This is a genomic window from Kitasatospora sp. NPDC058048, assembly GCF_042885555.1.
In the GTDB taxonomy this organism is placed as follows: domain Bacteria; phylum Actinomycetota; class Actinomycetes; order Streptomycetales; family Streptomycetaceae; genus Kitasatospora; species Kitasatospora lactacystinica.
This window is the reverse complement of sequence record NZ_JBHVRT010000082.1, coordinates 1-11,105: the sequence shown is the minus strand read 5'-3', so window position 1 is coordinate 11,105 and position 11,105 is coordinate 1. Positions and strand designations below refer to the sequence as shown.

15 protein-coding genes are annotated in these 11,105 nt (G+C 72.6%); 4 read left to right on the top strand and 11 right to left on the bottom strand.

Features of this window, described 5'->3' with window-relative positions:
* Window positions 1–555: 555 nt before the first annotated feature.
* The 3 genes from ACFVVA_RS41590 to ACFVVA_RS41580 form a co-directional block, all read right to left on the bottom strand.
* Entirely contained in the window at window positions 556–906 is a 351-nt protein-coding gene (locus tag ACFVVA_RS41590) for a type II toxin-antitoxin system PemK/MazF family toxin (protein WP_387695912.1), read from the bottom strand.
* Window positions 903–1,148, bottom strand: coding sequence for a hypothetical protein (locus ACFVVA_RS41585; protein ID WP_387695910.1), 246 nt, complete (start codon window positions 1,146–1,148; stop codon window positions 903–905). The genes ACFVVA_RS41590 and ACFVVA_RS41585 overlap by 4 nt, the downstream gene beginning before the upstream one ends.
* A 254-nt stretch (window positions 1,149–1,402) precedes the next feature.
* Window positions 1,403–3,046: a replication-relaxation family protein gene (locus ACFVVA_RS41580; protein WP_387695909.1), complete on the bottom strand. Its 1,644-nt coding sequence runs from the start codon at window positions 3,044–3,046 to the stop codon at window positions 1,403–1,405.
* A 721-nt stretch (window positions 3,047–3,767) separates the two neighbouring features.
* Between ACFVVA_RS41580 and ACFVVA_RS41575 the strand changes: the two genes are divergently transcribed.
* Complete coding sequence (locus tag ACFVVA_RS41575) at window positions 3,768–4,112, top strand: hypothetical protein (RefSeq protein WP_387695907.1); 345 nt, start codon at window positions 3,768–3,770, stop codon at window positions 4,110–4,112.
* A gap of 7 nt (window positions 4,113–4,119) precedes the next feature.
* On the opposite strand, the gene ACFVVA_RS41570 is transcribed toward ACFVVA_RS41575, so the two are convergent.
* Complete coding sequence (locus ACFVVA_RS41570) at window positions 4,120–5,193, bottom strand: hypothetical protein (RefSeq protein WP_387695906.1); 1,074 nt, start codon at window positions 5,191–5,193, stop codon at window positions 4,120–4,122.
* A gap of 330 nt (window positions 5,194–5,523) precedes the next feature.
* Between ACFVVA_RS41570 and ACFVVA_RS41565 the strand changes: the two genes are divergently transcribed.
* The gene (locus ACFVVA_RS41565) at window positions 5,524–5,763 is read left to right on the top strand and encodes a hypothetical protein (RefSeq protein WP_359909777.1); all 240 of its coding nucleotides are present in this window, start codon (window positions 5,524–5,526) and stop codon (window positions 5,761–5,763) included.
* 43 nt (window positions 5,764–5,806) lie between these two features.
* On the opposite strand, the gene ACFVVA_RS41560 is transcribed toward ACFVVA_RS41565, so the two are convergent.
* From ACFVVA_RS41560 to ACFVVA_RS41545, 4 genes are all read right to left on the bottom strand, one after another.
* A complete protein-coding gene (locus ACFVVA_RS41560; RefSeq protein ID WP_387695905.1) occupies window positions 5,807–6,034 on the bottom strand; it encodes a hypothetical protein in 228 nt (75 codons plus the stop codon).
* 193 nt (window positions 6,035–6,227) lie between these two features.
* Window positions 6,228–6,608 carry a hypothetical protein gene (locus ACFVVA_RS41555; protein WP_387695903.1) on the bottom strand — a complete coding sequence of 127 codons (381 nt, stop codon included), beginning with the start codon at window positions 6,606–6,608 and terminating at the stop codon, window positions 6,228–6,230.
* Between the two features lie 300 nt (window positions 6,609–6,908).
* Window positions 6,909–7,304, bottom strand: a complete 396-nt coding sequence (locus ACFVVA_RS41550; protein ID WP_387695902.1) for a hypothetical protein — start codon at window positions 7,302–7,304, stop codon at window positions 6,909–6,911.
* The gene (locus ACFVVA_RS41545) at window positions 7,301–7,846 is read right to left on the bottom strand and encodes a transcriptional regulator (RefSeq protein ID WP_387695901.1); all 546 of its coding nucleotides are present in this window, start codon (window positions 7,844–7,846) and stop codon (window positions 7,301–7,303) included. The genes ACFVVA_RS41550 and ACFVVA_RS41545 overlap by 4 nt, the downstream gene beginning before the upstream one ends.
* A 904-nt stretch (window positions 7,847–8,750) precedes the next feature.
* Between ACFVVA_RS41545 and ACFVVA_RS41540 the strand changes: the two genes are divergently transcribed.
* Both ACFVVA_RS41540 and ACFVVA_RS41535 read left to right on the top strand, forming a co-directional pair.
* Window positions 8,751–9,173: a hypothetical protein gene (locus ACFVVA_RS41540; protein ID WP_387695900.1), complete on the top strand. Its 423-nt coding sequence runs from the start codon at window positions 8,751–8,753 to the stop codon at window positions 9,171–9,173.
* Between the two features lie 299 nt (window positions 9,174–9,472).
* Window positions 9,473–10,066, top strand: a complete 594-nt coding sequence (locus tag ACFVVA_RS41535) for an RDD family protein (protein WP_387695898.1) — start codon at window positions 9,473–9,475, stop codon at window positions 10,064–10,066.
* A gap of 137 nt (window positions 10,067–10,203) precedes the next feature.
* Here ACFVVA_RS41535 and ACFVVA_RS41530 read toward each other — a convergent pair whose 3' ends face one another.
* From ACFVVA_RS41530 to ACFVVA_RS41520, 3 genes are all read right to left on the bottom strand, one after another.
* The gene (locus ACFVVA_RS41530; RefSeq protein ID WP_387695896.1) at window positions 10,204–10,443 is read right to left on the bottom strand and encodes a hypothetical protein; all 240 of its coding nucleotides are present in this window, start codon (window positions 10,441–10,443) and stop codon (window positions 10,204–10,206) included.
* Window positions 10,444–10,527: 84 nt separating this feature from the next.
* Window positions 10,528–10,797, bottom strand: coding sequence for a DUF6213 family protein (locus ACFVVA_RS41525; RefSeq protein WP_387695895.1), 270 nt, complete (start codon window positions 10,795–10,797; stop codon window positions 10,528–10,530).
* 118 nt (window positions 10,798–10,915) lie between these two features.
* Window positions 10,916–11,105 (bottom strand): hypothetical protein (locus ACFVVA_RS41520; RefSeq protein ID WP_387695894.1); only part of this gene is annotated, 190 nt, incomplete at its 5' end.

The window sequence follows — 11,105 nt, the reverse complement described above, 5'->3', positions numbered from 1 at the left end:
GAGCGGGTCCCTACGGGCCTTCGGCCCTCCGTTTCGCCACCGCCCTCCGGGCGGTGGGCGGACCCGCTCCGCGTGTCCGTGGCCTTCCCTTCGGTCAGGCCGGCCCGGCTCCGCTCGGGCCAAGCACCATTCCGCTTCGCTCCACGGTGCTAGTGGACTGAGGCTCGTTCACATGGTTGAACTGGGTTTTTGGCTGAACTCACGACAGGCTGACTGAGGGAGGGGTGGGCACCGTGGTCGTGTGCGGGTCGGCTTCACGACCACGGGAAGGGCTGGCTCCTTCGCCGAACCAGCCCTGGGCTATGGCAGGAGGCGGGCTTGCCTGGTGACTGCACGTCAGAAATGTATCAGTTGTAGCCTGTCAGGAAACCTTGCCGGATGTGCGGTGTGGATCCTGACTCTCCGGGGATTCGCCGGGGCGGCGGAATTCCCTGCCCTGGCCTCCCCACCTGGGGCGTTTCAGAATTCGACTGTCGGGAATTCTTGCCGTTTTCCCTGTGCGGGTTGGACGAGGTGCGGTCCCGGGTGGCCTTGCGGCGGCCCGGGACCGGGGCGTCAGAGGTCGATCATGAGCCGCAGGTAGGTGCGGATCTCGTCGGCTTCCTTGTCGGTGACGGTTCCGAGCGGCCTGGCGCCGAGGAGTCGTTGCTCGGAGATGGTGCGCACGTCGTCGGTGCGGGCCCAGCTGGGGCGGTCGAGGCCGGAACCGCGGGAGGTGACGGGGACGTGGTGGGGCAGGCCGCGGTCGGCGGTGGTGAGGGGGACCACGATGGCCATGGCGGTGGGGAAGGCGGCGAACAGGGGGCTGGAGACGACCACGACGGGGCGTCGGCCTGCCTGCTCGGAGCCGATGACCGGGGACAGGTCGGCCATCCAGACCTGCCAGGGGGCGGACTTGCGGCTCACGCCTCACCGCCCAGGCCGTCGCCGGCCACGCCGTCCCACTGGTCCAGCTCGTTCTGGTAGTCGGCCCAGGCGGTCTCGTCGGCCGCCAGGCGGGCGTAGGCGGCGAGGATCTGGTTCTTGCGGTGCTCGGTCAGCAGGTGTTCCAGGGCGGCGTTCAGCGTGACTCCGCCGAGGTCGTCGGCCGCCAGGCGCGCGAGCTCGTCGCGCACCCCGGCTTGCACCTTTATGGTCGTCATCGTCATACCGTCGAGGATACCCAGAGGTATACCGTCTGGCATCCCGGCAGAGGCGCCTCCGGGGGCCCCGGGCAGGCCGCCGGGAGGCCGGCCCTCCCGGGTATGCGCCCTCTTTCTCCAGAGAATTGGTCTTCCTGGGCGCTTCTGTTTCCCTGCTGGAGACGGGTAATTCCGCCACAGAAAGCGCTTCGGCCGCCATATCTGGAATCGACATAGCGGCCAAAGAATGAACACTTCTTCAATGCGCCGTTCTTGATGCCCTACGGAATGGACCGTCCATACGGAATCTGAGTCATGCTGTAGGGGGTTTCTCCGTTGCTTCTGGCCTGCTTCGGCCAGCGTTTTGCGTGGAGGAGACGCACCTGCCACCAGGGGTCGTCCCCGGGCGGGCTGTTCTTCTCGGCGTGGCGGAGGGCGCGGGCGGTGGGCAGTTCCAAGATGATCGGCCGCCCCTTGGCGGTGCGGCGCCGGCGGTCGCAGGACGGGCACTCCAGGCGGTCCGGGTCGGCGTTCCCGTCCAGCTCGCCCTCGGAGTCGTGGGCGCCGCCGAGCGGGCCCTTGCAGGTGTGGCACGGGTGCAGGGCGTCGTTGTGGGCGCGGGCGGCGAGCAGCACCTTGCGCAGCTTCGCCAGCTCGGCGTCCTGCTCGGCCTTGGCGGCCCGCTTCTGCTCGGCTTTCTCCTGGTCCTCGCGTTCTTGGCGGCGCCGGTCGATGAGGTTCCAGTCGGGTTCGTCGTTGAGGGCGTCGGTGAGGGAGTGCCAGCCGGGCCGGCCGAAGCGCCACCAGGTGGGTCCTTGCCAGCCGTGTTCGCGCAGGCGCTCGACGGTGGTGCCGAGCACGGGGATCTTGCCGTGGAAGGTGGCGTACGCGACGCCTTCCTGCTCGCCCGCCCAGCCCTGCCAGTGCTCGCTGGTGGCGTCGCGCAGGCCTTTCAGGCGCTGTTCCAGGGCCTCGGGGCTGTAACGGGGGCGGCTGCCCCTGGTGCCCTGGTCCAGGACGAACAGCACGGGCGGGCGGACGGTGCGACGGTGGCTGTAGCCGTACTCGGGCTCGGGTGCGTTGTAGCGGACCTCGACCTCCAGGCGCTCCTGGCCGCCGTCCTGGACGGTGCGGTCGAAGTAGCGCTTGTAGTTGTCGAGCTTGCCGGCGACCTTGCGGATGTCGGTCATGGTGCCCCGGTCGAGCTCCAGGAAGAGGACCGGGATGCCGATCTCGGGCAGGCGGACGACGGCGTCGGGGATGACGTTGAACTTGCCGGTGATGGTGTGGGGTGTCTCGGTGGCCCAGGCTTCGATGCCGCCGGGCAGCGGGCCGGTGGGCAGGGCGCGGCGCGGGGGTGCCTGGCGGTTGTCGGCGCGGGGCGGGGCGCCGTGGGTGGTGGTGCCGGTGACGGCGGTGATGATGAGCTCGTTGACGAGCATGGCGTGCGGGGCGCCGGTGAGGCCGGCGCCGCGGGCGTGGCCGCCCATGTCGCGGTCGTCGCCGAGGGCTTCGGCGGCGGCGGCCAGGCCGAGCGGGGTGAGGCCGACGATCTTCTCCGCTCCGGGCCCGCCCGGCGTCGGCTTCGCGTCCCCGTCGGCAGAGGCCGGGGCGGTCTTGGGTGCGGGGCGGCGGCCCGGCGGCGAGGTGGCGCCGCGGACGTCGACCAGCTTGTGCTTCTCCAGGTCCCGGACCGCTTCGGCCACGTGCTCGACGCGGTGGTGGGCGCGGTACTCGTCGGCGGCGATCAGGGCGTGCAGCTGCTTGTAGGTGGCGATCTTCAGCACGCCCAGCGCCGCGAGGACGTCGGCGCGCAGCGGGGCGGTCGAGCCGTTGGGGTTGCGGGCGGAGCGGCGGAAGTGCACCCGACCGGGGCGGCTCGGGCCACCGGGCTGCTGCTCGTCCTGGTCGTCGTGGTCGTCCATGCTGCTCCCCGTGGTGATGATCGTCCTGCCTCTCTACCTCACACCACCGACATCGCCCGGCCGCCGCCCGTCTCCGCCAACGCCGCCCGCTCCCGCGCGCGCCGACCACCGGGAGGCGCCCGGCCGCCCCGGCCGGGAAGGGAGGGCAGAGCGGCTCTGGAGCGGGTAGGGCAGCACTGGACCCGGCGGTGAACCCGAGCCCGCCCTACCCAACTGCACCACCAACCACCAACAGCTCAAAGAAGGGAAGGGAGAGGGTTTGTCGGCAGCACCGGTAGGCCAGAATCTTGGGGATGACCTGGGCGGATGTCGAAACCTTGGTGAGGGGAGCCCCCCGGGGCAGCACCCGGGGACGGCCCCGGGGAGACACCCGGGGATCTGTGGCCGGCTCTTTCGCCTCGCTGGCCCGTGCGCGCGCCGTGACGGCGCTTCGGGTAGCACGCCGGACGTTACCCCGGGGCGGGCTGTGGGCGGTACCTCGTGCGGGCGGCTCGACGCGGGCCGCGGTCGGCCGGTCTTGCGCTGCGGGTTTGGCGGCCGGGGTGACGAAGGCGGGTCCGGCGGCGTTGGAGCGGGGGTGAGCAGTACTTCTTCGTCCCGTGCGCGGCGCGGTCTTGGGCTGGGGCCGGGTGCTGGCCGGGCTTTGGCCGCTGTGGGTGTCCAGTCGTCGCGGTCGCCGTTGCCGTGGGCTCAGGAGTCGGTCGACGCGGATCTGCAGCGTGTGCTGGCGGAGCATCGGCGGCTGGTGGCCGAGCGGTGGGCGGAGGTGTTCGAGGACCTGGACGAGGACGTCCTCGGCGAGGCCGGCCAGGAGGCCCGGCAGGACGGGCGGGACCCGGGCCGGGCCGTCGACGTCCTGGTGCGGGGTCTGGTCCGGCAGTTGGAGGAGTGGAAGAAGGCCGCCACCGGGCTGGAGGAGGCGCTGGGGGCGGCGGCGCTGGGGCGGCCGTTGCCGGGGTGGGCGGCGGAGGCCCTGGCCGCCGAGCAGGGCCGGCTGTGGGGGGCGCGGCAGGCGCTGCTGGAGGCGATCGCCCGGCACCACCACGGCGGCCCCGCGCCCTGGTGAGGACCGGTCAGCGGGCGGGGGTCGGCCCGGTGGGCCGGTGGGCGCGCAGGATGGCGTCGAGTGCCAGGTCCGCGGTGGGGTGGGTCTTGGGGCGGGAGAAGTGGTCGACGAGGAGCCTGGCGGTGCCGCGCGGCTGGTGGAGGAGGGCGATCCAGCCGGCCTGGCCCCACGGTCCGTCGGGCAGGGGCGCGGTCCATCCGACCGGCCTGCTGTGGTGGCGCAGCTGGAGAACGCCCTTGGCGTCGGGGGTGAGCCAGGAGCCGAGTTCCCAACCGGGGCCGAAGGTGACCTCCAGGTCGTCCAGGAGGTCGGGGAAGTCGAAGCGGGTCTCGGGGTCGGTGCAGGCGGTACGCCGGGCCTGCTCGGCGACGTCGGCCGCCGACTGCCAGGCCGGCGCCTCCTCGGTGGCCACCTCGGTCGCGGGGGTCGGCTCGGTCGCGGGGGCGGTCGCAGCGGGGACGGTCGCAGCGGGGGCCAGGGTTTCGCCCCGCGAGGCGTTTGTCTCCTCCGAGGCGGCGCCGTCGTCGTCCGGGCCGTCGAGGCCCCAGCGGTCGATCCGCTCGCGGGAACGGGCGACGACGCGCTCGTGCGCGCTCAGGTGAGGCCAGCGGGCCTTGTCCCGGATCTCCTGTGCGGCCATGTAGGCGCGGGTGCCGTAGGCGGGCAGCACCTTCGCCAGTTCCGCGAACGCGTCGGCCGGATCACCGGCGGCGGTCTCCTCCAGGAAGCGGGTCAGGCGGTGGCGCAGTGCGTCGGCGATGCCAAGGAGGTGCCGGCCGTCCTGGCCCAAGTGGGCAAGGTCGTCGTCGGTCTCGGCCTCGGTTGCTGTTGCGGGGGTGGCGGGTGCGGCGCTGCGTGGTGCTGCGGTGGGGCTGGGTGCGGTGTCCTCGGCTGCCGCTGCGCGGGTCTTGGCCTTGAGGCGGTCGATCTTGCTTCGGCACGAGCGCGAGCAGTACTGCTTCGGGCGTCCGGTGGGGCCCTTCGGCGCCGGGTTGGGGCAGTCGGGGCGGGCGCACTGCGGGGCTTGGCCCGCGCCGTCGGCCGGCTGGTCGGTGGCGGCGGTCGGCGGGGCGCTGTCCATTCCGGGATCGTAGCCGCCGAGGTCGGCGTGCCGGTCGGGTTTCGCCTCGCATCCGGTGGCGGGGCGATAGTCCGGGCCCCGCGGGGCGGGACAAGGGGGTCTGCGGCACGGCCCCGCCGGGTTGTCCTGGGGCCGTGCCGTACTTCGGTGGCGGCGGCGAAGCGGGTGCGGCACGGTCGTGGGGCGGGGGTGTACTGGTGCGCTGACCTGCGGTGGGGAGTTCGGCGGGGCGAAACTCCCCGGGTGTGCGGGGCGGAACTCACCGGGCCGTTCGGTGCTCTGTTGGCCGGTCACCGGGTGCGGTGGTGTCCGGCGTCGGCGGAGGGTGGGGTGGTGGGCGTTCTCGTGGTGATCGAGCAGCCGCAGCAGCCGGACCTCCTGGTCGTACACGCCGCCGGCTCCGACCCGGACGTGCCCGGTGACCCCCTGCCGGTGACGGCCTGCGGGATCGAGACCGCGAGCATGGTCGTCGACCCGTGGCGGCCGTCCGGTCCGGGCTCGCGCTGGTACCCGCCCCGGTACGCCGGCCACGTCTGCCCGCGCTGCGAGCGGGCCGTCCGATCGATGTGAGCGCCGGCTCCTGGGCGGTCGGCCCGATTCGGGTCGGCCTCGGTCAGGCCGGGGCCTGGGCGGTGAGGCCGCCGGGGCCGAGGCGTCGCCGGCCGCCTTGCGGGAGGACCTGGCCGGACTCGGCCTCGGAGGAGGTCGGGGCGGAGAACGGCGAGCTGAGACGCTCGGCCGGGAGCAGCCGTTCGGCGAGCGGTTCGTCGGCAGCGTCGCCCGCGTGCGAGAACGGCTGGGCCAACGGGCGCCGGGGCGGATGGCCGTTTTGATCACTCATGGCTGACAGTCTGGCACCCCGGGCTCGGCTACGGACGGGATGGGTACGAGGCCGAGCCCGCCCTGGCCCACCGACCCGAGCGAGGAAAGGCGGGTCGGGTTCGCCGGGGTCAGTGCCGAGCTGTACGCCCACCCGTTCTGGGCGACGAACCCGGCGGGCCTGGGCGAGGCGGCCTCGGCCGGCGGGCCGCCGCTCAGGCGGCCGCCGCTTCGGCCTCGCTGATGCGCTTGTGCACTGCGGTCAGGAGCTTCGGGTACTGGCCGTCGGCCCTGGCCTCGCCGAAGGCCGGATGCTCGCCCGCCTTCGTCCAGGCGGTGCCGGCTTCCTCTCGCAGCTGCCGGAGCCGCTCGGTGAGGTCCGGGGGCCAGAACGAGGCGGCGGGCCCGTCCTGCAAGGCGCCCGCCGGCGGATCGGCCGGCCAGCACAGGCGCTCCAGCCACTGCTCCGGAGCGGGGAATCTTGTACGGGCCTCCGCCGCGATCTCGGCGGTGAACTCCTCGACCGCACGCTGCGCGGCCCGGGCCGCCAGCTGCAGAGCGATCAGGTCGTCGGGAACAGAGATGTCATCAGGCACAGGAGAGGAGCCTACGGGGCTTGAAGATCTGAGACACCTGTCCCAGCACTCCCGCAACACCGGTCCGTCCCCCAGGTGGCAGCGTTTCGCCGCGCCACCCGGGGCACCGAGGCGCGTGGGTGCCACGCCGAACGCGCCCGAGCTTTCCCGCTGGCCCATCGGCCCGGCGGCCGCGGTCCGGCCATCGCGCCCGGCCACGCTGCCAACGGCGCCCGCCGGACCCGAGACGCGCACTCACGGGCCATCACCGGCGGGTGCCGCCTTCCCGACATCCGGTCGAGTGTCGGATCGGGGTCCCGGCTACTCGTCGTCGTGCTGTCCGAACGGCAGGTGGTGGATGGTGGCGAGATCGCCTTCGTCCTGTTCCTCGTTCTCGCCGAGGAGTTCGGCGGCGGCCTCCATCACCAGGGGGCCGACGCGGTAGAAGTTGATCGGGCCCTGCCGGTAGACGAGCTCCAGCCAGCCTTCCGCGGCCAGGCGCCTGATGCTCTTGGAGACCGTCGGCTCGCTGAGTCGCAGGCTCTCGGCGATGGCCTTGCCGACGGTACGGACGGTCTGGCCGAGCGGGACCGCGGTGGCGTAGAAGACGAGCACACGGAAGTCCGCCCCGGGGGCGCCGGCGGTCCGCAGGAGGAGCTCGTGCATCAGCGCCGGGGTGAAGTCGGCGGTGTCCCGGGTCATGGCTGCAGTCGTCACGCGGCCTTCCTCTTCCTCGTGCTCCTGGCGGGCTTGGCCGGCGTTTCCTTGCCGGCCGCCGGGGCGGGCACCACCGGGAAGCGGGCGTCCTTGGTGGCGTCGACCTGCTTCTTCGCAGGGCCGTCGTAGCCCGCTCGCGGGTTGACCCGGTAGAACCGCATCCGCCCGAACTTCTCGGCCTCCAGGAGGAGCCCACCGAGATGGAGCTTCTCCACCGAGGCGCGGACGGTGCCCTGCGCCGGCCCCAGGGTCTCAGAGATCTCCTTGAAGGTCATCCGCAGCGGTTCGGCTCCGTCCGGGGAGTGCGCCAGGTAGAACCCGAAGATGTCCCGGTCGTTCTGGTCGTAGCCCGAGTCCTTGCGCCAGAGCTTGCGCATCAGCGCCTTGGAGACGTTGACGTGACGGCCGGGATGCGGATTCCAGTCGTACCGGACCTTGTCCGGACCGGACTTCGCGTCCTCCTCGCCGAAGAGGTCCAACTGCATGACCTCGCCTGTTGCCCGGTTCACGCCCTGCGCGCGCACCGGGTTGGATCGCGCCATACCCCTCCTCACCTCTGGTCATTGCCTATAGGCAACGCGAGTGACTCACCATACCTTGACCTTGCCTATAGGCAAGTGTCTTGACGTCCAGCGCGCCACGTGTCGCCCCATAGAGATTGCCTATAGGCAAGGTGAATGTGCGATTCATGCACTCGAATGTGCCGATCATGCACTCCATATGCTGTCTGACCAGCAGAAATACCGTCCGCCTCTAAACACTCAGGAGAAGGCGTCCCTTGGCAGGTGCGGCCATCCAGTGGCACGGCAGGCGCAGGCCGGATCGTCGGCCCCTGGCTTGACGAGCCCGGGCAACCTGTTGCCGGTGGGTATCGGCGCTGCCCCCGGCTCCCGGGCTTGGCGCACGAGGCGGCCGGTCCAGTGCCCGCAGTGGTCAAGGGGTACAGCAAAGTGATCGTCAGGTGGGTGGCAGCCTCCTGCCCCACCCGGTGGTGGGCAGGCGCGGGGCCTGGTCACCCAGGCGCGGCAGGTACGCGAGCCACCCCGCACATCAACCAGCTGTTCCGGGGGCAACTGCCCAGGCATAGGGCCGGCCACGGCCCGGGCCGGTGCAGCGACGGGCCGACGGCTGGGCCGGCCGCGGCCCTGACGGCGGATCCGGCGGCGCAGGGTAGGCGGCAGCGAAGGATGGTCCAGCGCATCCGGGCGCTGGCCAGGGTGCGGTAGCGGAGCGCGCCGCGGCCGACCGTCCCGGTCGGGATCGACCGCGACGGCGTCGTGGTTGTTGCCCGGGCCCGGTCCGGGCGGCAGGGCACACGGGCCACGTTCCGAAGTGGGGAGATCGAGGGGAGGCCCCTGGCGCCGTGCCGCTGATCGATTCTCCGCATGCGCCCGCCCTCCGGCCGGGCGAGGGTGAAGGGAACCGGAGGCACTGCGGGAGGCAACGGTGGGTGAAGCCAGAACCGACACGCCGGACGAGGCGCACCGTCGGCCGGCGGGGTTGAACGACGCGACCGTCGAAGCCCTGGGGGTGCTGTCGAAGGCGCTGGAGTACACGGTGCGGGCACGCGGTCATCTGGTGGCCTTCCACCAGATGACCGGCGGCGCTGACAAGATGCTCGCCGAAGCGGCCCGCCTGCTGCGCGAGGCCGGCCACCAGGAGCAGGCCGACCTCGTCGAACACCGGCTGGTGGGCCGCGACGTCCTGCCGGGCATGTGGACCTACCAGGTCGTCGAGGCCTACGACGACACCTACTACCGCGTCCTGGAACAGGCCGAGGACCAGGTCCGCCGCGAGCTCGCCGCCGGACGCCGGCACCTGTGGGAGGCCGAGATGCAGCAGGCCGCCCGCTCCCGACGGCCGTCCTGACCGACGGCCTCGACGGGGCGCAGCGCGGCCGGGTCCCGGGGGACAGGGGGTGGTCCGCGGGACCCGGCCGGTGGGAGGCCAGCAGCGCCGGGGAGGACGTGGCGCGGCTGCTCTGCTCGGCGGCCCGGTGGTGCCGTGGTGGGGCCCCCGTGGCGGGAATGCTAGACCCGCCGATCGGCCGGTGAACAGGGGTTTGACCTGCGATCTTTCGGCCGCGAACATGTCATTCGGGGTTGGAAGCCCCGGATTTTGCGCGCGCCCCGGCGTGCCCCGACCGGCCGGAGGGGCGTTGACCGGTCATGAACGATCCCACGCCACACCCCACCCTGCCGTCGGCCGCCGCGTCCTGGTGGCACGCCGGCGCCCCGGCCGGTCCGGCCCCGACCGCGTACGCGAGGAAGTGCGCCATCCCGGGACTGGCGTCCTGGGCGCAGCGGGCGACGGCGGTGGGTGTGGAGGTGGGGATTGCGGGCGGGTTGATGACGGCGTATCTGGCCGGGTTGTCGGTGTTGTCGCCGGCGTTCGCGGCGTTGCAGGTGGTCGCGTTGTTCGCGGGCGAGGACATCCGGGGTGTGTTGGCGGGCGGGTACTGGGTGGTCGGCGGCGGGTGGCTGCTTGTGCAGTGGGCCGAGCGCGGGCGTACCGGTCAGTGGCTGGGTGGGCGGCTGGTGGGGATCGTGCTGGTGGACGAGGACACGGGTGCGCCGATCGGGGCGGCGCGGGCTCTGGTGCGCGGTGTTCTGCACGTTCTGGACGCTCTGCCGGGGTTCGCGGGGTTCGTCCGCCCGGTGACCCAGGTGCGGCGTCAGACCTGGGCCGACAGCATCAGCCGCAGTGTCGTCGTGCGCCAGGACGTGATCGATCGGATCGCCCTGCCCCGCCAGGGGCAGTAGTCGGCGCCGGCTCGCCCGTGCCGCGGCACGGGCGGCGCACGGGCGTGGCGGCGTCAGCGGTGGGGGCCGATGAGCAGCACGGTGAGCACCGCGTCGTCCTGGGCGTCGTGCTCGGGGCGCCCGGTCGTGTCCTGGCCTCAGGTCCAGTAGATCCGCCAGGCGCCGGCGCCGTTCTCCACGTAGGAATCCCAGACGCGGCGGCCGATGTGACCGGGCAGGGCGTGGTAGCGGTGGGTGCGCAGGCCGGGGTGGCGGGGGTCGGCGGCGAGCTGGTCGAGCGCGCGGCGTACCCGGCGCAGCTTCGCCGGGTCGGTGCGGCGGCGTTCCAGGCAGCGCAGGGTGCGGGCGGCGGTGGGGGTGTAGCGCAGCGTAGGCATCGCGGTCTCCTTCGTCGGGGGCATGCGAAAGGGCCCGCCTCCCCGGTGGTGGGGAGACGGGCCCGTCGTGCGTGGGCGGGTGGGTCAGCCGGCGGGGTGGACGTGGCCGGCGGTGGCGATGCACTCGACGTCCAGCTGGTCGGCGAGGGCGGCCAGCACCCCGCACAGGCCGCCGGTGGTCACTGGGTCCATGCCGGGCACCCCGTGCTGCGCCCACGCGTCCCAGACGGCGGCGATGCAGCGCAGCAGGCCGGTGACGGCGTCGGCCGGGACGACCAGGGCGCCGTTCTGGTCGTGGTGCACCGGGATCTGGAACAGCTGCTCGCCGTCGCCGGGGGTGTGCTGCTCGTTCATGAATTTCGTCCATCCGTATTTCGGGAATTCGGTCAGGCGGTTCATAAATAAGGCTCCGGCCGCCTTTATCAGGGCGGCCGGAGCCTTTTTTCGGCGACACGGAGTCGCTGCGAGGTGGTCAGCGGGGTGCCGGTCGTGCGCCGCGGCCCAGGTTCCACGGCTGGCCGGTGCACCCCAACGCGGCGCACAGCCGGACGGTACCGACCTCGTCGGCGAACAGAAGCCCGTCCTCGTCCAGGCGTGCCGCCCGGCCGCAGCCCGCCCACAGTGCCGTACTGCCGCCGACTACGACGGCCAAGTGCAGCACC

Bases quoted from the DNA above. Each gene is read 5' to 3' on its own strand.
- ACFVVA_RS41585 (WP_387695910.1), bottom strand. From the start codon at position 1,148: ATGACGATGACGACCATAAAGGTGCAAGCCGGGGTGCGCGACGAGCTC.
- ACFVVA_RS41580 (WP_387695909.1), bottom strand. From the start codon at position 3,046: ATGGACGACCACGACGACCAGGACGAGCAGCAGCCCGGTGGCCCGAGC.
- ACFVVA_RS41570 (WP_387695906.1), bottom strand. From the start codon at position 5,193: ATGGACAGCGCCCCGCCGACCGCCGCCACCGACCAGCCGGCCGACGGC.
- ACFVVA_RS41560 (WP_387695905.1), bottom strand. From the start codon at position 6,034: ATGAGTGATCAAAACGGCCATCCGCCCCGGCGCCCGTTGGCCCAGCCG.
- ACFVVA_RS41545 (WP_387695901.1), bottom strand. From the start codon at position 7,846: ATGGCGCGATCCAACCCGGTGCGCGCGCAGGGCGTGAACCGGGCAACA.
- ACFVVA_RS41535 (WP_387695898.1), top strand. From the start codon at position 9,473: ATGAACGATCCCACGCCACACCCCACCCTGCCGTCGGCCGCCGCGTCC.
- ACFVVA_RS41530 (WP_387695896.1), bottom strand. From the start codon at position 10,443: ATGCCTACGCTGCGCTACACCCCCACCGCCGCCCGCACCCTGCGCTGC.
- ACFVVA_RS41525 (WP_387695895.1), bottom strand. From the start codon at position 10,797: ATGAACGAGCAGCACACCCCCGGCGACGGCGAGCAGCTGTTCCAGATC.